The 21,120-nt window shown below is 55.3% G+C and carries 13 protein-coding genes; 7 read left to right on the top strand and 6 right to left on the bottom strand.

What is annotated here, in order from left to right:
* Nucleotides 1-54: 54 nt before the first annotated feature.
* The 3 genes from Q3O59_RS13960 (at nt 55) to Q3O59_RS13970 (ending at nt 5,963) form a co-directional block, all read left to right on the top strand.
* Nucleotides 55-2,118: a M13 family metallopeptidase gene (locus Q3O59_RS13960; RefSeq protein WP_305946168.1), complete on the top strand. Its 2,064-nt coding sequence runs from the start codon at nt 55-57 to the stop codon at nt 2,116-2,118.
* Between the two features lie 245 nt (nt 2,119-2,363).
* Nucleotides 2,364-4,778 carry an alpha/beta hydrolase family protein gene (locus Q3O59_RS13965; RefSeq protein WP_305946169.1) on the top strand — a complete coding sequence of 805 codons (2,415 nt, stop codon included), beginning with the start codon at nt 2,364-2,366 and terminating at the stop codon, nt 4,776-4,778.
* A gap of 120 nt (nt 4,779-4,898) precedes the next feature.
* A complete protein-coding gene (locus Q3O59_RS13970) occupies nt 4,899-5,963 on the top strand; it encodes a hypothetical protein (RefSeq protein ID WP_305946170.1) in 1,065 nt (354 codons plus the stop codon).
* Here Q3O59_RS13970 and malQ read toward each other — a convergent pair.
* A complete protein-coding gene (malQ, locus tag Q3O59_RS13975) occupies nt 5,941-8,079 on the bottom strand; it encodes a 4-alpha-glucanotransferase (RefSeq protein WP_305946171.1) in 2,139 nt (712 codons plus the stop codon). The genes Q3O59_RS13970 and malQ overlap by 23 nt on opposite strands.
* 388 nt (nt 8,080-8,467) lie before the next feature.
* Here malQ and Q3O59_RS13980 point away from each other — a divergent pair, with 388 nt between their 5' ends.
* From Q3O59_RS13980 to Q3O59_RS13990, 3 genes are all read left to right on the top strand, one after another.
* A complete protein-coding gene (locus Q3O59_RS13980; protein WP_305946172.1) occupies nt 8,468-11,278 on the top strand; it encodes a TonB-dependent receptor in 2,811 nt (936 codons plus the stop codon).
* A gap of 69 nt (nt 11,279-11,347) precedes the next feature.
* Entirely contained in the window at nt 11,348-12,844 is a 1,497-nt protein-coding gene (locus Q3O59_RS13985) for a tryptophan halogenase family protein (RefSeq protein ID WP_305946173.1), read from the top strand.
* A gap of 170 nt (nt 12,845-13,014) precedes the next feature.
* Nucleotides 13,015-14,727, top strand: coding sequence for a hypothetical protein (locus Q3O59_RS13990; protein ID WP_305946174.1), 1,713 nt, complete (start codon nt 13,015-13,017; stop codon nt 14,725-14,727).
* 6 nt (nt 14,728-14,733) lie between these two features.
* Here the strand turns inward: Q3O59_RS13990 and Q3O59_RS13995 are convergent, their stop codons facing one another.
* Nucleotides 14,734-15,975 (bottom strand): cyanate transporter, encoded by a 1,242-nt coding sequence (locus tag Q3O59_RS13995; protein ID WP_369812396.1) that lies wholly within the window; start codon nt 15,973-15,975, stop codon nt 14,734-14,736.
* A 92-nt stretch (nt 15,976-16,067) separates the two neighbouring features.
* On the opposite strand from Q3O59_RS13995, the gene Q3O59_RS14000 reads away from it, so the two are divergent.
* Nucleotides 16,068-16,562, top strand: a complete 495-nt coding sequence (locus tag Q3O59_RS14000; protein ID WP_305946176.1) for a MarR family winged helix-turn-helix transcriptional regulator — start codon at nt 16,068-16,070, stop codon at nt 16,560-16,562.
* 47 nt (nt 16,563-16,609) lie between these two features.
* Here Q3O59_RS14000 and Q3O59_RS14005 read toward each other — a convergent pair whose 3' ends face one another.
* The 4 genes from Q3O59_RS14005 to Q3O59_RS14020 form a co-directional block, all read right to left on the bottom strand.
* The gene (locus Q3O59_RS14005; RefSeq protein ID WP_305946177.1) at nt 16,610-17,725 is read right to left on the bottom strand and encodes an SLC13 family permease; all 1,116 of its coding nucleotides are present in this window, start codon (nt 17,723-17,725) and stop codon (nt 16,610-16,612) included.
* Nucleotides 17,726-17,763: 38 nt separating this feature from the next.
* Nucleotides 17,764-18,297, bottom strand: coding sequence for a HEPN domain-containing protein (locus Q3O59_RS14010; RefSeq protein ID WP_305946178.1), 534 nt, complete (start codon nt 18,295-18,297; stop codon nt 17,764-17,766).
* Nucleotides 18,298-18,460: 163 nt separating this feature from the next.
* Nucleotides 18,461-20,290, bottom strand: coding sequence for a glutamine--fructose-6-phosphate transaminase (isomerizing) (glmS, locus tag Q3O59_RS14015; protein ID WP_305946179.1), 1,830 nt, complete (start codon nt 20,288-20,290; stop codon nt 18,461-18,463).
* Between the two features lie 15 nt (nt 20,291-20,305).
* A complete protein-coding gene (locus Q3O59_RS14020) occupies nt 20,306-21,079 on the bottom strand; it encodes a DeoR/GlpR family DNA-binding transcription regulator (protein WP_305946180.1) in 774 nt (257 codons plus the stop codon).
* Between the last annotated feature and the right edge of the window lie 41 nt (nt 21,080-21,120).

Consider the following 21,120-nt stretch of genomic DNA (forward strand, 5'->3'; position numbering starts at 1 on the left):
CAACTGACCGAACTCAATACAACAACAAACGAATCACAACCACAGGAATCCATTATGACCAAGTCCCTTCTAAGCACGGTCGCTCTGGCTGTCAGCCTGGCCCTGACTGGCTGCAGCGGCGAAGCGCCGGTGAATCAGAGCCCAAGCCAGCAACAGCAAGCCCCAACCCTGAGCTCCGGCATTGAGCTGCACAACATGGACACCAGTGTTGCGCCGCAGCAGAACTTCTTCCGCTTCGTCAACGGCAACTGGCTGGAGCGCACTGAAATCCCAGCCGACCGGGCGCGCTGGGGCAGTTTTGACGAGCTGCGTGAAGTGGCCGAGCAGCATGTGCTGGACATCATTCTGGAACTGGCCGAAGGGCAACACGCCCAAAACAGCGATGCACAAAAAATTGCCGATCTGTTTCGTTCATTTCTGGATACAGAAACCATTGAGTCTCTGGGCTTGATGCCGTTGCAGCCAGAACTGGATCGTATCAGTGCCCTGCAAAGCCATGCTGATCTGGCCAAACTTTGGGGGGAATGGCAGCACATTCGCAGTGGCGTGCCGATGGTGCTCTTTGTCGGCCAGGATCAACGTCAATCCGATCAATACATCACCGCTGCCACCCAGTCCGGTTTAGGCATGCCGGATCGCGACTATTACTTAAAAGATGATGAGCGCTCGCTGCAAATTTTGCAGGAATACCAAAACCTGATCCAGCGCTTCTGGCAGCTGGCGGGTTGGGAGCAGGGCGAGCAGGCGGCTGAAACCATCCTGGCGATTGAGCGGCAATTGGCCGAAGCGCAGTGGAGCCGCATCCAAAACCGCGATCGCAATGCCACCTACAACAAAATGACCCCGGCAGAGCTGGCCGAAAGCGCCCCCGGCTTTGACTGGGCCAGCATGCTCACGGCGGCGCAATTGGCAGACATCGATGCACTGGTGATCCGCCAGCCCAGCTACTTCACCGATTTCGCGGCTTTGCAGCAGCAGATCCCGCTGAGTGAATGGCAGGATTACCTGCGGTTTCACTTGCTGCGAAGCAGTGCCTCCATGCTGCCATCGGCCTTTGATGACGCCAGCTTCGACTTTTTTGGCCGGGTCTTGAGTGGCCAGCAAGAGCAGCGCAGCCGGGAAAAACGTGCCGTCCAGACCACCGAGCAAATGCTGGGCTTTTTGGTGGGTCAAAAGTACGTCGAGCGTCACTTTCAACCCGAAGCCAAGGCGCGAATGGATGAAATGGTGCAAAACTTTATGGTGGCGTTCAGCCAGGCCATCGATGAACTGGAGTGGATGAGCGATGCCACCAAGGCGGAAGCTCAGGCCAAGCTGGCCAGCTTTAATACCAAAATTGGCTACCCGGATGTCTGGCGCGATTACGATTGCGTCACCATTGCCGCCAATGATCTGCTGGGCAACGCCCGGCGCAGCGCCCAGTGCGAGTACGAGCGGATGATTGGTCGCTTAGGCCAGCCGGTCAACCGGGACGAGTGGGGCATGACACCGCAAACCGTCAACGCTTACTACAGTTCGACCATGAATGAAATCGTCTTTCCGGCCGCCATTTTGCAGCCGCCATTCTTTGATGTGATCGCCGACGATGCGCTGAACTATGGTGCCATTGGTGCCGTCATTGGCCACGAAATTACCCACGGCTTTGATGATCAGGGCCGCCGCTCCGATGGCGAGGGCAACCTGCGTGACTGGTGGACTGAAGAAGATGAGCGTCAGTTCCGCGAACGGGCGCAGCTGATGATTGATCAGTTCAATGCCTTTAACCCGATTGACGATTTGCATCTGCAAGGAGCACTGGGGCTGGGTGAAAACATCGCCGATCTGGGTGGCTTAACCGTTGGTTACCGCGCTTACCAAAACTCACTGCAGGGCCAACCAGCCCCGGTGATTGATGGCTTTACCGGCTCGCAGCGTTTCTTTATTGGCTGGGGCCAGATCTGGCGTATTAAGTTCCGTGATGAAGCCCTGCGTCAGCAAGTGATCACCGGGCCCCACTCACCGGGCAAATACCGGGTACTGGGACCACTGTCCAATATGCCGGAGTTTTATCAGGCCTTTGATGTGCAGCCAGGCGATGGTATGTACCGCGAGGAAGCGGTGCGGGTGAAAATCTGGTAAGCCACTCTGCAGTGAAAAAAAATGCCGGCGATATCGTCGGCATTTTTCATTCTTGGTTGGGTTGGAACAACGGCATCCTAACCGGTCGAAAATGAACAAAAACTTAACGTTATACACAACTATTCACAACTAGTCGGGTTGGCTTAGTTCGATTTATCCTGAATTCCGCTCCAATCAACGCCATGGGCTCGCCACTGCGGTTTTTTTTTGTTACAAAAAGGCATTAAAATGCTCAGGGATGCCGGATGAAAACTCTCTCTCTTTTTTTGCTGGGGCTGCTCACCGCCTTCAGCCAGCCGCTTTGGGCCGAAGCCGTTGATATCGGCTTTATGGAACCCGCCGCCGAAATCACCGCCATTGTCGATGCGCCGCCACCACCGGCAGCCAGCTTAAGCCCGAATGGTCGCTGGTTGTTGTCACTGGAGCGCCCGGCACTGCCATCCTTGGCCGATCTGGCCGAGCCGGAATACCGGCTGGCCGGTATGCGCTTTAATCCACGCAATCAGGGGCCTTCGCAGCCGCGCTACCTGTCTGGTTTGCAGCTGATTGAGCTGGATAACCAACAAAGCAAAGCCATTCGTGGCCTGCCGCGCAATTTGCGGGTGCTGTCGGCGACCTGGTCACCGGATAGCCGCTATCTGGCCTTGCTGCAACTGGAGCAGGATCACACCGCCCTGTGGCGGGTCGATGTTGAACGCGGTCGCGCGGAGCGCTGGTCCAAAGTCAAAGTCAACGCCATCCGCGGTGGCGAGCTGCAATGGACTGCTGATAGCCAGGCTGTGTATCTGCTGGCAGTTGACCCAAAACGTGGTGCAGAGCCAGCCGCGCCGCGCGTGCCGGCAGGCCCGGTCGTGACCGAAGTACGTGGCCGCACGGCGCCGGCCCGCACCTATCAGGACTTGCTGCAAAACAGCCACGATGAAGCCTTGTTCAATCATTACATGGCCAGCCAACTGGTGCGGATTGGTCTGAACAACCGCATTCAGGTCATTACTGAGGCCAAGCCTTACTTAGGCTTTTCGCTGGCACCGGACAATCAGCATCTGCTGACCACTCGCTTAACCGAGCCGTATTCCTATGCGGTGCCGATGTTTCGTTTTGGCCGCACCAGTGAAGTACTGAACCGCCGTGGTGAATTGCTCTACACCGTGGAACAGCAGCCACTGGTCGACAATCTGCCGATTGCCTTTGATGCCGTGGTCGACAGCCGCCGCGCCATTCAGTGGCGCAGCGATCAGCCCGCTACTTTGGTTTGGGCCCAGGCTCAGGACGGTGGCGATCCACGCCAGGCCGCGGACACACGAGATCAACTGCTGCAGCTGGCTGCGCCTTTTACGGCCGAGCCGACACCTTTGCTCGATATGCAGTACCGTTTTGCCAGCATGCTGAGCGCGGAAGATGGCACCAGCCTGGTGTGGGAGCGCTGGTGGCAGGAACGGCAGGAAAAGCTCTGGTTGCTGACCGATGCCGAACCCAAACTGCTGTGGCAGCGCTCTTATGAAGACCGCTACGGCGATCCGGGCACGCCACTAACGCGCCTGGATGCCAATGGCAACCGGGTACTGCGGCTGGATGATGGTGCCATCTTGCTCACCGGTGCCGGAGCTTCTGACGAGGGTGATCGCCCTTTCATCGATCGGATGCAGCTGCACAGTGGTGAAACCGAGCGGCTTTGGCGCTCGGAAGCACCTTATTACGAGTACCCCATCACGCTGCGGGCCGATGGCCGTTTGCTGACCCAACGGGAAAGCATCGACACGCCGCCGGATTTTTACCTGCGCGATTTTCAAAGCGGTGCCCTGACCGCTGTAACCCAAACGCCGCACCCAATGCCGCATACGCTTGGTATCAGCCGGGAGATGATCCATTACCAACGCGAAGATGGTGTGCCGATGTCTGCCACCTTGCTGTTACCGGCTGGTTATGACAAAGAACGCGATGGTCCACTGCCAACCATTGTCTGGGCTTACCCGCGCGAATTTCGCAGCAGTGCAGCTGCCGGTCAGGTCAGTGGCTCCCCCTATCGCTTTAATCGTATCAGCTACTGGAACCCACAGTTTTTGGCAACCCAAGGCTATGCGGTGCTGGACAGCGCCACCATGCCCATCGTGGGCGAAGGCGAGAAAGAACCGAACGACAGCTTTATCGAGCAGCTGATCATGAACTCCAAAGCGGCGATTGAAGCCGGCGTGAGCCGTGGCGTGACCGATCCGGAGCGGGTAGCCCTCGGCGGCCACTCCTACGGGGCTTTTATGACGGCCAATGTACTGGCGCATTCCGACCTGTTCCGCGCCGGCATTGCCCGCAGTGGTGCTTACAACCGCAGTCTGACGCCTTTTGGCTTTCAGCGCGAACAACGCACTCTGTGGGACGATACCGATCTCTACATCCGGATGTCGCCGTTCTTCCATGCGCACAACATCAAAACACCGCTGCTACTGATCCATGGCGCCGAAGACAACAATTCCGGTACCTTCCCGATGCAAAGCGAGCGCTTGTACCAGGCCATTAAAGGCAACGGCGGCACCACCCGGCTGGTGATGCTCCCACTGGAGTCGCACGGCTACCGCGCCCGCGAGTCGGTACTGCACATGCTGTGGGAAACGGTGAACTGGCTGGATGAATTTGTTAAAAACGCCGAGCCGCGCAAAACCGACTAAGCGGATAGCTAGCTCAACAAAAACCAGCCCCTGATGAGGCTGGTTTTTTTATTTGCTTCACCTTACTAAAAGCCGTAGGCTGCTATGTTAATGTTTTAAAGATGTATTTCAGGTAAATAAATGCTGTTGCTGCGCAAACTAACCAAAGCTTTGTTATGGCTGATCCTCGGCATCTTGCTGTTAGTACTCAGTCTGTATGCGCTCTTGCTGGCCATCAACTGGCAAGATCAAACACCTTCAGGCGATGCTCTATTGCTGCAAAGCTTTTTACATTATGATGCATCCATTGCTGATGAGCTCAATGGTTATCACTATCTGCAGGAACACAGCGATCCAGCTCTGTTGCCAGTATCGGATGAGCTGAGGGCGCTGTTTATGGCATGCGACCGCGCCAATTGTCATGACAAGCTGACTGCAGCCAGCGCTGATTTAGTCGCACTGCTCGCAGAGCACCAGGCTTTGCTGGAGTTCTACCGACAACTGCTACAGTTTCGCTACTGGCAAGAAACTCCGCTTAGCCATCAGTCACAAATTCCATGGTACCAGCCTGTGATGCACGCCCAGCGCCTGTACATGATGCAGATTTGGTTAAAAGTACAGGCAGGCGATGTCATAACCGCACAGCAGTTACTCCAAAACGATCTGCAGTTTTGGCGCATGGTGATTCGCCAGAACCATCATTTACTGGGCAGCATGATCAGTCGAGCCGCTTTGCAAAGGCATTTCGCTTTCAGTCAGATGCTGCTGGCACCGTTAGAACCTGACCACCCAATAGCCTTGGCACCAGCAAGCTGGCATGCCCCTTTTAGTGCTGAAGAGCTAAGCCTGAAACGTGCAATTGCCGGTGAGTGGGTCTTTAGCAGCAGTTATATAGATGAGATGCTGGCAGCACCTTTCAAAGATCTGGGAACCAGCTTTTCTGAGCAGCTGACCATGTGGCTGTTAAAACCTTTTTTGTTACCACAAGCCACCGCCAATGACTATGCCACGCAACTTTTAGCTTGCCTTGGGAAAAGCCAAGCCGGCGATCTGCGCTGGTATCACTGGTTTTACAACCCTTTGGGTAAGATGCTTAAACAGGACATGTGTTCGCATTATCAGCGTTATAGCCTGCAAGAGCTTGAACAGCTTCGTTTGGATACCCTTGCAAAGCTAAACGGCGTTAATTCCCCCGAGCCGCCTTAATCTCAGCCAGCAGTTGCTGTACATCAGCCCGCTTTAGCAGTTGCTCGGCCGGCTGTGGCAAACGGCGTTGCCAGTTCGGGTACTCGGTGCTGGTCCCCGGCACATTGACCGGGGTATCCACCAGCACCAGGTCTTCCAGCTGAAAGGCCATCAGTTTGGCCGGCGTCGCCGCGACAAAACGGTGACTGTGCTGAATCAAGGCGCTGTAATCGTCGCCCACCAGCTCAAACCGCTGCCGCAGGATCTGTTTTTCCTGCTCGCGCAGCTGATGCAACTGTGCAGCCACCTCGGCGCTGGGGTACAAATCCAGCCGGTGGCGCAGCGCCAAGTCGTGTTCCTGCCAGTAGCCGACCATGGTGGGCATATCGTGGGTGGTGACCGTCGCCATCGACCGCTCCGGGTAGGTCGCATCGCTGTGCTGGTAACTGCTGTCTTTTTGCTCCAGCAAAAACACCCGGTACGACAGCACCTGGTACTGCTCCAGCAAACGGCTGATCTCGGCTGGCACAGTGCCCAAGTCTTCACCAATCACCACGCAGTGATTGCGCTGGCTTTCCAGCGCTAAAATGGCGAACAAATCGTCGGCCGGGAAACGGACGTAAGCCCCCTCGGTCGCACTTTTACCGACAGGGGTGCACCAAAGCCGCAACAGCGCCATCACGTGATCGATGCGCAAAGCACCGGCATGCTGCATATTGGCTTGCAGCAAATCAATAAAGGGCTGATAAGCCTTGGCTTTTAAGGCCGCAGGGTTGTATGGCGGCAAACCCCAATCCTGACCTTTGGGCGCCATGATATCGGCCGGAGCGCCTACGCTCAGCTGCAAAAAGTAATTCTCCGGCTCGGCCCAGGTTTCGGCGCTGCTGCGGTTGGTCCCCACCGCCAGATCGCGGTACAAACCAATGGCCATGCCAGCCTGCAGGCAGGCTTGCTGGGCGGCAGCCAGTTGGCGGTACGCCAGCCACTGCGCATACAACTGCTGCTGGATCGCGTCCTGATGCTGCACGGCAAAGCTCTGTACCGCCGGGCTCTGAGGCTGCCGGAACTCGGCCGGGAACTGCTGCCAACTGGCCATTTGCCAGTCTTTGGCGAACATCTGCTGCTGCAACACCTTGTAGACCACCAACTGGTAAAGACTATCACCACCGTCTTCCACAAAGCGCTGAAAGGCTTTGGCGCGGGAAGTCCCGGCTTGCAGCTCCTGCTGCTGAAAATGCGCAAACATCAGGCCGGTTATCCGCTGTTTCAGCCGGCTGACGGTGGTGTAATCAACATCGGCGGCCTGACGACACTGCTGCAGCTGTTGTTTGAAATCAGTGCTTTGCACTGCCTGCTGCACCGCTTCAGCCTGATACTCCGGCTCCAGCGTTAAGTCGGCATAGAGGCTGTTCAGCCACAAACGGCTGTTCGGGCTGTAGGGACTGCAATCTTGCGGCAAGGCCGGATAAAGCGCATGCAAAGGGTTTAAGCCAATAAAGTCACAGCCGGCAGCCGCCAGCATCGGCGCCAGCCGGATTAAGTCGCCAAAATCACCGATGCCCCAGTTGTGCTCGGTATTGAGCGCATACAATTGAATGGCCGGGCCGGCGGTTTTACGAAACACCGCTTTGTCCTGCAACTGAAAGCAGCGGGCTGGGGTGATAATCAGCCGTTGTGTCAGCTGAATTTCGCCGGCGGTTAAGGTCAATTGGTGGTAACCGGTTTCCAGACTGGCCGCTATGGTCAGCTGAAACGCCAGCCAAACCTCATCGGCCAACTCGGCTTGCTCAACGATGTCTCCCAAATGCAGCGCCAGCTCGCCCTGCAGCTGCTGGCCATGCTCGGTATCAATTTGCCAGCGCCACTGGCTGTGGGCGCTGGCTTTAGGCTGCTGCAGCCGGATGGATAAAGGCTGATCCTGCTGCACCACCGTCACCGGTGCCAGGTAGTGTTGCCAGTGCTCGGTTTCCAGCTGCCGGATTTGCTGGGCTATCCGCTGCTCACTGCTTAAATCAAACCCCATGGCCGTCAATACCCCGGCAACACAATCCGGAGCAATGGTTTCGGGTTGGCCGTGGGCATTGATGTAGTGATCCTGAACCCCGGCCAGTTCGGCCAAACGTTGTTGTAATTCCATAGTGCACCTGTTGCCGCTTAGGCAGCTTGCTGGCAGCCAGCTAAAATATTGGTCTGAGCCAAGCATAAACAGGGTGGCCGTGGAAAGAAATGCACTGCATACGTATGCAGTGCCAAAGCCCTAAAAAATCAGTAAAAACACAGTCTTCCGGAGGTATCAGCTGGGTGGGGATGCAAAAATCACGACAAATCAACGAGTAAAAATCGAACAAATGCACTAAATCAGTTCAAAACCAGCTGCGGTAGCCCCAGTTCAGTGCAAAGCGGTCGCTATGAATACGTATTCATGTTGTTGTTGCGCTCGAATAGGTTTAATAAATAACAGGATCACAGGATTAGCCGCTGCTGAATAAGTGGTGGATATAAAAACCAATACGGGGATAAAGGGCATGAACAAGTTTAAACTCAGTTTGCTGACCATGGCGATGGCCACCGTCGGCCTCAGCCATTTCAGCGCAGCCGCGCTGGAAAGCGATACCGAAGCCGAACGGCTGTCACCCACCGAAGCACGCGAGCGCGCCAGAGAGCAAGCCGAGCTTGAGGTGATTCAAATTCGCGGCTTTCGTCGCTCTGTGGTGGAGTCGATCAATACCAAGCGCTTTTCAACCAATGTGGTGGAAGCCATTTCAGCGGAAGACATTGGTAAGCTACCGGATTCCAGCATTGCCGAATCCATTGCGCGTCTGCCAGGCTTAACCGCTCAGCGTTTGGATGGCCGTGCCAGCCGGGTCAGTATCCGTGGCTTTGGTGAAAACGAAAGTGCGACCACCTTCAATGGCCGAGAGCAGGTGTCCATTGGTGATAACCGTGGCGTCGAATTTGACCTTTATCCTTCTGAAATCATGAGCGGTGTGACCGTGTACAAAACACCAGGCGCCATGCTGGAAGCGGAAGGCATTGCCGGTGTCATCGATCTGCAAACGGTGCGGCCACTGAATCGTGAACGAACCGTTCAGGTGAATGGCCAGCTGGAAAAAACCGGCCACAGCAAACTGAATCCGGATGGCAACGATACCGGCTTCCGTGGCACCTTCTCCTACATCGATCAGTTTGCCGATGACAGGGTTGGCATTGCCTTTGCCTACACCACCATGAACTCCCCTAACCAGGAAAAGCGTTGGAACTCCTGGGGCTATCCGGACTTTGAAGTCAATGGTGAGCAATATGGCATTCTGGGTGGCGCCAAACCGTTTGTGCGCTCTTCGACCCTGAAGCGTGATTCTGCCATGCTGGTGGTTGAAGCCCTGCCGACCGACAACCTGCGTCTGGTCTTCGATGCACTCTATGTTGACTTCAGCGATGAAAAGATTCTGCGTGGTATCGAAATTCCATTTGCCTGGGGTTATGGCCGTGGTACTTCGGCGCTGGATGTTGATCCTGCGACCGGCTTTGTCACTCGCGGTGCCGTTAGCGATGAATACCTGGTGGTTCGTAACGATCTGGAAACCCGCGATGCCGAGCTCAAATCTTTTGGCCTGAACCTCGACTACATCCTGAATGACAACTGGACACTGAATCTTGATGTCAGCCATTCTTCGGTCGATCGCACCATTTGGAGCTTTGAAAGCTACGCCGGTACCGGCCGTGGTGATAACTTTGGCGTCGGTGATGATTTAACTTACGAACTGCGTCAGGGCAACTCAGGTGCCATTTTCACCCCAAGCCTGGATTACAGCGACTATAACCTGATCCAGTTGGGTGGTCCTCGCAGCTGGGGCTGGAGCTCTGCTCTGAATGATAAATACGGCCTGGAAGACGGCAATCCACTGCAAAATGCAGCTCAGGATGGTTTCCTGAATACCCCAACCGTCGACGACGAGCTGAATGCCTTCCGGCTGGCCGCCAGCCAGTTGCTGGACAATGGTGGCATTGTGACGCAAATGCATTACGGCGTTTCTTACCGTGAGCGGACCAAAGAAAAGTTTTCTGACGGTTTCTTTATGACGCTCAGCAACTTCCCGGATACCCTGGTAGTGCCAGAGCAATACCGCCTAGGCTCCGTCAATCTGGACTTTATTGGCATGGGCAATATGATTGCCTACGATTCCGGCCGGATGCTGCAGGATGGGTATTACGAGTTGCTGTCAGAGGCATTAACCAACGACAGCCACTCCTTTAAAACCTGGAAAGTATCAGAAAACGTGCTGTCTTTCTTTACTCAGGCCGATTTGGAAATGGAGCTGGGTTCGATTCCGGTGACCGGTAATATCGGCTTGCGTTACATCCGCACCGAGCAAAGCTCGCAAGGCACAGCCTTTGCCAACGAAGGCGGCATGATCGTGTCATCGCCGACCGATGTTAAGCACAGTTACTCGCACTTGTTGCCTAGCCTGAACCTGATTTTTGATGTTGCCGAAAACCAATCCGTTCGCTTCGGTGCCGCCAAAACCATGTCCCGTGCCCGGTTGGATGAAATGAACGCTTCTGTCGGTGCCAGCTACAACCAGCAGCCAGATGACAACGGCAACTTCTGGAGCATTGGTGGTGGTAACCCGCTGCTGGAGCCAAAAGAAGCCATTGGCCTGGATTTATCCTATGAAAATTACTTCAGTGATGCTGGTTACTTCGCAGTCGCCTATTTCTGGAAAGATCTGAAGAACTGGATTTTTGATGGGACCTATCAGGTCGAGTTGGACGGTGTTGCCGATCCAAGTACCGGCCAAATCCCACCAACCTCTACCGCAACCGGTTTTGGTAAAGTTAATGGTGGCGGCGGTACCCTGCAAGGTCTGGAGTTCTCGATTTCCTTGCCACTGGGTGAGTTAAGCGACGTACTGGATGGCTTTGGTATTTTGGCCAGCTACACCGTAATTGACCAAAACATCAAAATGCCAAATGGCAATAAATACGAGCTGCCAGGTCTGTCGAAGAACATTCAATCCTACACCGCCTTCTATGAAAAGAATGGCTTCCAGGCACGGCTGAGTGTGCGTCAACGCAGCTCTTTTAAGGGCGACGTCTACGGTTTAGGCTTTGATACCCAGCAAGTGGATATCAACGGCGAAACCATTGTCGACGCGCAAATTGGCTTTGACTTTGGTGAAGCAGGCTTTGAGCGACTGGATGGTTTGTCCGTCTTCTTGCAAGGCCAAAACCTGACCAACGAAGCCTTTGTTACCACCGAAGGCAATGCACTGCGGATCCGCGATTATCAGGATTACGGCCGCAACTTCCTGTTAGGTTTCAGCTACAAGTTCTGATGAAGAGCTAGTCGGAATTCAGCCCCTGCGCTACCTTAGTAGCCAGGGGCTTTTTACTAGGTAGTTAGTATGACAACGAATGCGATTAAACATCTGGTTATTTTGGGTGGCGGTACCGCCGGCTGGATCAGCGCCTCCTTGCTGATCAAAATGCTGGGCAAGGCCATTCAAATCACCCTGGTAGAGTCGGAGCAAATTGGCATTGTCGGTGTTGGTGAGGCCACCATTCCACCCATCATGACCTTTAACACAGCTCTGGGTATTGATGAGGCCGAGTTTTTGCGTGAAACCAAGGGCAGCATCAAGCTTGGTATTCAGTTTGAGAACTGGGGCAAGCTCGGCGACTCCTACATGCACGCCTTTGGCGGCATTGGTAAAGAGTTCCCATCCTGCAGCTTTCATCACTTCTGGCTTCGCAGCCAACAAGCCGGCATGAACTTCGATTTTTGGGACTTTTCTTTAGCCTATCAAGCGGCGCACAAAAACAAGTTCAGCAAACTCAACCGCATTGAAGGCGTGAACCTGCCCGGGCTTTCCTATGCCTACCACTTCGATGCCGGGCTCTATGCCCAGTACTTGCGCCGCTACAGCGAAAAACTGGGTGTCAAGCGCATTGAAGGCAAGGTGGATGAAGTGGTGCTGAATCCGGACAGCGGCGATGTCGAGCGCCTGCTGCTGGATAATGGCCAGCAGATAGCAGGGGATTTATTTCTTGATTGCACCGGCCTGCACAGCCTGTTGATTGAAAAGACCTTGAATACCGGCTTTGAAGACTGGTCACACTGGCTGCCGGCCGACAGTGCCATGGCCGTGCCCTGCGAGTCGGTTGAGCCCATCACCCCTTACACCCGCTCCATTGCCCACGCCAAGGGCTGGCAGTGGCGCATCCCACTGCAACACCGCATTGGCAATGGCTTTGTTTACTCCAGCAAGTACTGCAGTGACGAAGAGGCCCGCACCACACTCATGAGCAACCTGGATGGCAAGCCACTGGCAGAGCCGCGCATTATTCGCTTTAAAACCGGCCGCCGCTTAAAACAATGGCACCGCAATGTGGTGAGCATTGGCTTATCCAGCGGCTTCCTGGAGCCGCTCGAGTCCACCAGCATTCATTTAATCCAATCCGGCGTACTGCGGCTGTTAAAGTTTTTCCCCAATCACGGCATCTGCCCGGCCGATAGGGACGAGTACAACCGCCAATCGAAGGTGGAGTTTGAGCAAATTCGTGACTTTATCATCCTGCACTACAAACTCAATGCACGTGGCGACAGCCAGTACTGGAAAGATTGCCAGCGGATGGAGACGCCTGAGTCCTTGCAGCGCAAAATGGCGCTGTTTGCCCAGTCCGGCAAGGTCTGCCGCGAACAGGACGAGCTCTTTACTGAAGTTGCCTGGCAGCAAGTGATGATTGGCCAGGGGCTGCTGCCCAAAGACTACCACCCACTGGTCAACGCCCTGAACGATCAGCAACTGCAGGAGCTGCTGGAGCAACTGAAAGCCATTATGGCGATGACCAGCGAAAAGCTGGGATCCCATGATGATTTTCTCCAAAGCCTTTCACGTTAACGCTGCTGAACGCGAAGCTGTATCTCCGGATGCAGCTTCAAGCTCACAGTTTCTAATTGCATCTTCGCCTTACAAAATATATCATTCTTCGATTACATTATTTACACAAAACAGGTACTGCTTCACACCCCAGGGACGAGGTGGTGCCACAGCATCGTTAAGGAGAACTCATGCGTAACCTGGTTGTCATTGCGGCATTGTTATTGGCCGCACTTGTTGCCTACTTCAAGTTTGGGCCCAACGGGGAACAACACCCATCCTCCCAGCTCAGTTATATCCCGGCCGATACGGCTTTGCTCAGTGTGCAGCTGGAGCCTTTCGACCTGATCAGCTACCTAAAGCAAGTGGAGATGATGCCACAAAACCCAAAGGAAGCGATGGCTTTGCTGGAAACCATGGCCAGTGCCACAGGCAGCAACAGCGGTCATTTCGTGGCAGCATTGCTGGAGCACTACCTCGAAGTGCTGGAGCAGCCAGAGCAGTTGACGCAGCTTACTGGGATCCCCCAAGAGTTTCGTAGCCTGTTTTATCTGGTGGGTTTATCGGTGGTAAGCCGGGTGGAGCTGGCCGATGAAGCCGCCTTTTGGCGCTTTTTCGATCGCGTCGAGCAGCAAAGTCAACTCTGGCACCAGGCCGAAGAGACTGATAACCACCCCTACCGTCGCTACTCACTGCTGGAACTGGCAGGTCAACAGATTGAACTGCTGGTCAGTGTCAACAATGGCTGGGGTACTCTGGTACTGACCTCATCGGAGCTGGATGCCAGCCATCACGCCATCGCGCTGGGCCTTCGTAAGCCAGCCGATCCCCTCAACTGGCAGCGTGATATGCGGCCACTGGCACAGCGCTACCGCCTGAATGAAAACAGCCTGGGCATGGTAAGCAGTGCCGAGCTGCTAAAAGCCCTGACTGGCGCCGGGCAAAACCGGCTGGCCAAAGACCTGCAACAACTGGCAGGCGCCGAGCTGGATGCCGCACTTGTGAACTGGCGCACCCCGGCCTGTCAGGCCGACACCGCCTCCATTGCCGCCAACTGGCCTGGCATTTATTTTGATAACCAAATGAATCAGCAGCCCGTCAGCAGCCGGATGCTGATTGCCAGCACCGACCAAAGCGCCATGGCGTCACTCGGCAAGTTGCGTGGCTTTATCGCCCCTCATGTGCAGCAACCAGCAAAAGACAGCGTGCTGCAGTTTGGTCTGGGCCTGAATATTGGCCAGTTGTTGCCCGCCATCAGCGAACTTTGGACCGCCACCACCAGCGCCAGCTTTGCATGCCAACCGCTGCAGGAGATGCAAGCCGCGATGCAGGCCAGCAACCCTCTGGCCGCTCTGGCGATGGCCGGGATGGCAGGCTCGGTCAAAGGTGCCTCCATCACCATCAACGATATTGCGATGGATCCAACCACCGGTATGCCGAGCGCGGTCGATGCACTGGTTAGCATCTCGGCCGACAACGCCCAGAGCCTGATTCAAAGCTTGTTGATGTTTTACCCAGCAATGGCCGGCATCCCCTTGCCAGCCCCCGGTGAAGAGCTGGAGCTGAATGAACTCTTTCCGATGGCCGCTGCTTTTGGCCTGGCCCCCAAGCTGATGCTGAGCGGCGATCACGCCTTAGTCTATCAGGGAGAGCGGGCACAACAACAAGCCCGTCAACTGGCAGGCACTACGCTCAGCCAAAACGGCCTGCTGCATTTTGGCATGAACTACGCCAAGCTCTTCAGCGCCATGGCTGCGGGCATGGCAACCAGTGGCATGGAAGTCCCGCCCGAGGTAGACGCCATGAAAGATACCCCGTTCCAACTGGGGATCTCGATGGATATTGAGCCAACTGGTATTGCGATTGAAAGCACCATGCACTTCGGTGGTGACCAGGCCGACTAGCCCCGCTTAACTTGTCGCGGCCTTATCCGGGGCCGCGATTTCATCCAGTGGAAAATGCTGCCGGTAACTGGCGACACTGAACTTCGCCCCCAGCCACAGCGCCATTACACTGGTAGCCGCCAGGCCCAACCAGGCCAGAGTAAAACTGTGCAGCCAATCGCGCAGCAAGCCGGCCAGCCAGGGCGAGAAGGCCGCAATAATGTAACCGACCCCTTGCACAAACGCCGTTAAGCGCCCGGCCTGTACCGGATTATCGATGTGATCCATGGTAATAATCATCGCCAGCGGAAAAATACCGCCAATGCCAAGCCCAATCAGGGCCACCCACAACCAGAGCGCGCTGGCAGGAAAGAGCGCCAATGCGGTAAAACCAACCAATTGCAGTAAGCACAGCACCGCGATGACCGGACGACGATCGGCATGCCGGGATGCCCACCAGGGAAACAACAAACCAGCCACCACCTCACACAGCGTTAAAAAACCCAGCAGCAAGCCGGCCTGACGGGCACTGTAGCCGAGCTCCAGCGCATAGGGCGCCAAAAAAGCCAGCACCGAGACATAGCAACTGGTGCCAAGGGCAAAGAAAACCGCCAGCTGCCAGCTGCGGCGATTGCGCCACCAGGCATAGGCGGGTGGCGCCTCCGCCTCGGCACTTTTCGTCACGACAGGCTTCATCCGCCAGGCCCAGCACAGCAATGCCAACAGCGCCAACCAGACCCATTGCCCCAGGCTTTGACGCCAGCTAAGCAAATCGGCCAACAACGGGGTGCCGGTGGCCGCCAGTGCAGCCCCGGCCATAATAGCGGTGACATAAAAACCCATGATCAACGGCGCTTTTAAACCAAAACGCTGCTTGATGATGGCCGGCATCAGGGTCTGAATCAGCGCAATGGCAACGCCGGCCAGCAGCGCCGTGCCAATCAGCACCCCGGCAGCCGGAGCCCAGAAACGCAGCGCTGTTGCCAGCGCCAGCAAGGCCAAAGCCGCCAGCACCGATCGCTCCAGCCCCAAAGGCGCAGCCAGCCGAAAGCCGACAAAACTCAGCAACCCCATTGCCAGTACCGGCAGGGTCGTCAGCATGGACGCAGCGGTAAAGCTGAGCAATAAATCGGCCTGGATCCCTTGCAGCAAGGGCCCGATCGCTGCCAGCGCCGGTCGTAAATTCAACGCCACCAGCACAATGGCCAACAAGGCCAACCGCTCAGTGCTTTGCCATGGGTTTGCGTTTTGCACCCTGCCTCCAACCATCGAAAAATATCTTGATATAAAGATATTTGGATCTTGCCTATTTTTGGGTAAGCTGTAAAGCCATTCTTCGGCACAATCAGGCTAACACAGTGATGCAAGACGATTTCGACACCATGGGCGAGCAATGGCAGCAACAAGGGGTGAGCAATGCCTTACCAGCGCTGCAACTGCTCGGCCGCTTTGCCCGGCTGAATAAACAGCTGGAGCAGGCTTTCTTGCACTGCTACCGGCAACAGGGGTTAAAACAAGGCGAGTTTGATGTACTGGCAACACTGCACCGCGCCGGGCCGCCGTATTCGCTGTCGCCATCCCAGCTGCATCAAAGCATGCTGCTAAGCTCCGGCGCCATGAGCAGCCGGCTGGAAAAACTGGAGCAACGACAACTGATCGCCCGCCGCCACTGCACCGACGACAGGCGGGTGGTGCATGTCAGCCTGACCGAGCAGGGCAAAGCCCTGATCGAACAAGCCCTGCCACCCCACACCGAATTGCAGCAAGCGCTGGTGGCACCGCTTAGCACACAGCAACAGCAACAGCTGAGCGACTTGCTGAAAATCTGGCTGGCGGGGCTGGATAAGAGGCTTTAACACGCCCAAGATAGCTTTAGTATGGCGGCAGTTAAGGCAGCTAACATTCAGCCAAGCCAAGGCAAAAACAGATAGGCTCCCAGCAGGCTGAACAACAAAGTGGGCAGCGACCAGAGATGAAACTGCCACCACAAGCCCGGCTGCTTTCCCAGGCGCAGCGCGATAAGGTTGGCCATGGATCCAATAGCCAAACCAAAACCACCCACGTTGACACCCCAGGCAAGTCGATACCAGTCCTCACTGAAAGCGGAAAGAAAAATCGCAGCCGGAACATTGGAGATAACTTGCGACAACAGCACCCCAGCAGTCAACTCTTCGCCGGGTAAAGCCATTAACGTCTGGGTCAGCCCAGCCATCACCGGCAGTTGTGCCAGCAAGCCCAGCACAACAAACATCAAGACAAAAATCAGCAGAATCAGCCAATCCACGCCCAGCAAGACGTTGCGCCAGAACAGCAGAAACAAACCCAGCACAGCGACCAGTGCCCAAGCCATTTGCCCCAGCTCAACCCATATGAGAAAGAGGGGATAACCAAGCAATGAGATAAGTAGCAAGCTCTGGCTCAATGGAGCTTTGGCCAGATCAGTGTTTACCGTGATCTTTCGGCTGGAAAAGGAAAGAGTTGTTAGCAGTAGGACAACCATCAGCATCCAACCTGCAATGGGCAGCATCAAGATAAAAAAGGTGACAAAGCTGTCGCCAGACAATTGCCAGAGGTATAGATTCTGAGGGTTACCAATGGGACTAACCGCGGACCCCGCATTCACAGCCAGAGCTTCAAAGATGATTAGCCGGCCAGTCGGCAACGTCAAGGCTCGCCCCAGACTGAGTGTGAGTGGCACCACAATAAACAAAGCAACATCATTGGTGACAATGGCCGATAAAAGTGCAGCAAATACGACCATAGCAAGCGCCAGTTGTCGCTCGGTGTGCATGTGCTCCAGCAACCAATGCCCTGCCCGGGTAAGGGCACCACTGTCTTCCAGACCACGGCTCAGTACCATTAATCCAGTAAGAATGGCGATGGTGTGCCATTCAACCAGTGTTGGCAGCTGAGGTAATTGCTCAGGCATCCAAAGCAACAAGATCACCAACCCCAGCAGTAGCGTTAATAGCAGCAAGTCTTCGGATAGACGTGAAAACAGATAACGCACCAGCTTCATCAACCAGACTCCTGGGATGGGTTTCGCTCACTTCTGCATCAAACACGAATCTCGTCAGTAACTTTTACCAGCTCCCGAAAAAACCTGACAGCTTTATCCAGATCTTCTTTCTTAACGAGATGCGCTTTCTGAGGATTGTCACTTTCACAGGCACTGTGAACTGCATCGCCACGTTTTGATAGCCAATGATTAAGCTGCCTCCTCGCTTGGGTTGGATCAGTATTAGCCCATTTCCATTGCTCGGTAATATCAAAACGCAAAAACTCTTTTGATAACTGCCTAACTTTATCCCCGCTGGGGTTATTCAATCGCTTGATTTCGGCTTCAAATTTCTGCTCAATAAAGTCACCTGCAAAGCTGCCCTGTATACCATTAATTTTCTTAATCAGTAACTCATGCAAAAAGGCTTCGATATAACTCTCCCAAGCTGTGGTAGTCATAACCAAAGCAGCACGTTTTAATACTTCATATTGTTGGCGTTGTTCTTGTGACTCTAGGTTGTCGAATAGCTGGATGAGCTTGGTCACATCCTGCATTCCTGTTTCAAAGATGGCGTAAGCGCTACTTGTCATAACTTCCCTTGACGTCGATGAATTCAGCTGCTCAAAAGGCATCCCTTTAAACTAAGGCAGACAGCCGGAAATGCAAAGTGTTTTTTGGTACGAAGGAAGCTAAATAGCAAGGCCCCGTCTAGCGGGGCCTGCATTTTTAAATACTTTGAAAGCAGCGCAACTATTATTCAACAGTAACCGATTTCGCCAAATTACGAGGCTGATCGACATCCGTCCCTTTGATAATGGCAACGTAGTAGCTAAGCAGCTGCAACGGGATGGTGTAGAGCACCGGGGCCAGCCAGGGGTGGCTGTGGGGGACGTTGATGACCCGCATGGTGTCGTCGGACTGGAAGCGGGCGTCGGCGTCGGCGAACACATAAAGAATACCGCCCCGAGCGCGCACTTCTTCGACGTTGGATTTCAGTTTTTCCAGCAGCTCGTTGTTCGGCGCTACCACGATGATCGGCATATCGGCGTCGATCAGCGCCAGCGGGCCGTGCTTGAGCTCGCCGGCGGCGTAGGCTTCGGCGTGGATGTAGGAGATTTCTTTCAGCTTCAGCGCCCCTTCCATCGCAATCGGGTACTGATCGCCGCGGCCTAAAAACAGCGCGTGGTGCTTGTCGGCAAACTCTTCGGCCAAAGCTTCAATCTGGCCGGCCAGGGTTAAGCTTTGCTCCAGCACCGCCGGCAGTTGGTTCAGTGCCTGCACCAGCTGTTGCTGGGTGGCCGCATCCATGCCATGGTGTTTGCCAATGGCCAGGCTGAGCATGGCCAGGCCGACCAATTGCGTGGTAAAGGCTTTGGTCGAAGCCACGCCGATTTCGGCACCGGCCCGGGTCATAAAGGCCAGGTCGGATTCACGCACTAGGGAGGAGCCCGCCACGTTGCAGATGGTTAAACTGCCAAGATAACCCAGCTCTTTGGCCAGGCGCAGTGCCGCCAGGGTATCGGCGGTTTCGCCGGACTGGGAAATGGTCACCAGCAGGCTGTTCGGCTGCACAAAAGATTTGCGGTAACGGAATTCGGAGGCAATTTCCACATTGCAGGACACACCGGCCATTGCTTCCAGCCAGTAGCGGGCCACCATGCCAGAGTGGTAGCTGGTGCCACAGGCGACGATTTGCACGTGCTGTACCTGCTTAAACAGCTCGCTGGCGCCATTGCCGAAGGTTTCATCCAGCACCGAGTCAGCGCTTAAGCGGCCTTCCAGCGTATTGCTGACCGCATGCGGCTGCTCGTAGATTTCTTTCAGCATAAAGTGGCGGTACGGGCCTTTGTCGCCGGCATCGTAGCTGACGTTGGACTCGTGCAGCTCGCGCTCGACCGGCTGGCCATCTTTATCAAAGATCTGCACGCTGTGGCGGCTGATTTCGGCCACGTCGCCTTCTTCCAAAAAGATAAAACGGCGGGTCACCGGCAACAGCGCCAGCTGATCGGAGGCAATAAAGTGCTCGCCAATGCCAACGCCAATCACCAGCGGGCTGCCGGAGCGGGCCACCACCAAGCGGCTGGCATCGGTGCTGTCCATCAGCACAGTGCCGTAAGCGCCATGCAGCTGAGCGACGGCTTTTTGCACCGCACTAAGTAAAGAATCGCTCTGCTCCAGCTCTTGCTCAACCAAATGGGCAATGACTTCGGTATCGGTATCGGAGTTAAAGACATAACCCTGTTGCTGCAGTTGCTGACGCAGCGGCTCGTGGTTCTCAATAATGCCGTTGTGCACCACGGTAATGCGGCTGGAGACATGCGGGTGGGCGTTGCGCTCACTCGGCTCGCCATGGGTTGCCCAGCGGGTATGGGCAATGCCGGTACCGCCACTGAGTGGCTCGGCTGCTACCGCATCGACCAGTTCTTTCACTTTGCCAAGCCGACGGCAGCGCTGCAAACCGCTGTCCGGGTTCAGCACCGCCAAACCGGCGGAGTCGTAGCCGCGGTATTCCAGCCGGCGCAAACCCTCCAGTAAAATCTCTGCCACATCCCTTTGCGCTACAGCGCCGACAATACCACACATACCAACTCCTTTAGATTAAGCTTCGGCATCGACGCGGATCACGCTGACGCCTTGTTGTTCAATGGCCGCTGCATCGGCCGCCGATAAGCCGGTGTCGGTCACCAGCACTTTGATCGACTGCCAGGGCAGCTCCAGATTATGAATTTTACGGCCCAGTTTGTCGGACTCAACCATCACAATGACTTCGCGTGCCACCTCGGCCATCACCCGGCTTAAGCTGTACAGCTCGTTGTAGGTGGTGGTGCCGCGGGCCAAGTCCAGCCCATCGGCGCCAATAAACAACTGATCAAAATCGTAGGCCCGCAGCACCTGCTCTGCCAACTGGCCCTGAAAAGATTCGGACTGCGAGTCCCAGCTGCCACCTGTCATCAGCAAGGTCGGCTCGTTTTCCAGCTCACGCAGCGCATTGGCCACCGCCAGCGAATTGGTCATCACCACCAGACCTTGTTTGTGCGCCAGCTCCGGCAATAAGGCTGCGGTGGTGCGGCCGCTGTCGATGATGATGCGGTAGTGATCTTTGATCAAACTGGCAGCAGCTTTGGCAATGGCTAACTTTCGTTTTGAAACCTGTTCCAGGCTGGAGTCGGTGACAAAGTCCTGCGGCACCAACACAGCACCACCGTAGCGGCGCAGCAAAAGCCCGGCTTCTTCCAGCACCGACAAGTCTTTACGAATGGTAACTTCCGAGGTTTGAAAGCGCTCTGCCAGCTGTTCTACCGAGACCTCGCCCTGTTGCTGCAGCTCGGTCATGATCAAATGGCGGCGTTGCTGGGTATTGCGTTTGTTCATTCGGCACCGTAAGTTTCGATTTGAAAGTTATTCTAACGAAA

Origin of the sequence: Alkalimonas delamerensis, from assembly GCF_030717955.1 — a bacterium.
In the GTDB taxonomy this organism is placed as follows: domain Bacteria; phylum Pseudomonadota; class Gammaproteobacteria; order Enterobacterales; family Alteromonadaceae; genus Alkalimonas; species Alkalimonas delamerensis.

Coding starts and splice junctions, on each gene's coding strand:
- Q3O59_RS13990 (WP_305946174.1), top strand. CDS start 13,015: ATGCGTAACCTGGTTGTCATTGCGGCATTGTTATTGGCCGCACTTGTT.
- Q3O59_RS13995 (WP_369812396.1), bottom strand. CDS start 15,975: ATGGTTGGAGGCAGGGTGCAAAACGCAAACCCATGGCAAAGCACTGAG.
- glmS (WP_305946179.1), bottom strand. CDS start 20,290: ATGTGTGGTATTGTCGGCGCTGTAGCGCAAAGGGATGTGGCAGAGATT.
- Q3O59_RS13965 (WP_305946169.1), top strand. CDS start 2,364: ATGAAAACTCTCTCTCTTTTTTTGCTGGGGCTGCTCACCGCCTTCAGC.
- Q3O59_RS13985 (WP_305946173.1), top strand. CDS start 11,348: ATGACAACGAATGCGATTAAACATCTGGTTATTTTGGGTGGCGGTACC.
- Q3O59_RS14020 (WP_305946180.1), bottom strand. CDS start 21,079: ATGAACAAACGCAATACCCAGCAACGCCGCCATTTGATCATGACCGAG.
- malQ (WP_305946171.1), bottom strand. CDS start 8,079: ATGGAATTACAACAACGTTTGGCCGAACTGGCCGGGGTTCAGGATCAC.
- Q3O59_RS13970 (WP_305946170.1), top strand. CDS start 4,899: ATGCTGTTGCTGCGCAAACTAACCAAAGCTTTGTTATGGCTGATCCTC.
- Q3O59_RS14005 (WP_305946177.1), bottom strand. CDS start 17,725: ATGAAGCTGGTGCGTTATCTGTTTTCACGTCTATCCGAAGACTTGCTG.
- Q3O59_RS13960 (WP_305946168.1), top strand. CDS start 55: ATGACCAAGTCCCTTCTAAGCACGGTCGCTCTGGCTGTCAGCCTGGCC.
- Q3O59_RS14000 (WP_305946176.1), top strand. CDS start 16,068: ATGCAAGACGATTTCGACACCATGGGCGAGCAATGGCAGCAACAAGGG.
- Q3O59_RS13980 (WP_305946172.1), top strand. CDS start 8,468: ATGAACAAGTTTAAACTCAGTTTGCTGACCATGGCGATGGCCACCGTC.
- Q3O59_RS14010 (WP_305946178.1), bottom strand. CDS start 18,297: ATGACAAGTAGCGCTTACGCCATCTTTGAAACAGGAATGCAGGATGTG.